Raw genomic sequence first — 249 nt, 5'->3', positions numbered from 1 at the left:
GATCACTTCAATACGCCGGAACCCCCAGGTGCGCTTGGAGTTGGCGGGCTTGAGCATCAGCGTCGCGGCGATCAGTGCGACCAGCAGGCCGGACGCATCGGTAATGGCATGGGCGGTGTCGGTCAGCAATGCGAGGCTGCCGGTGATGACCGAGCCCATGGCCTGGGCAACGACGATCGTCGCGGTGATCGGGAATGCGATCCAGAGTTTCTTGCGGGAATCTCGGGGGTGCTGGGGCTCGCTGGCGGC

1 protein-coding gene is annotated in these 249 nt (G+C 65.1%); it reads right to left on the bottom strand.

Annotated elements, in window-relative coordinates:
• Nucleotides 1-201: cation transporter (locus KVS67_RS12520; RefSeq protein ID WP_217565498.1), on the bottom strand; the 201-nt coding region annotated here is incomplete at its 3' end.
• Between the last annotated feature and the right edge of the window lie 48 nt (nucleotides 202-249).

It is taken from the genome of Micrococcus sp. GbtcB5, assembly GCF_019091605.1.
GTDB classification, from domain to species: Bacteria; Actinomycetota; Actinomycetes; order Actinomycetales; family Micrococcaceae; genus Micrococcus; species Micrococcus luteus.
The sequence above is the reverse complement of the archived record's forward strand: the minus strand, read 5'-3'. Positions and strand labels throughout refer to the sequence as shown.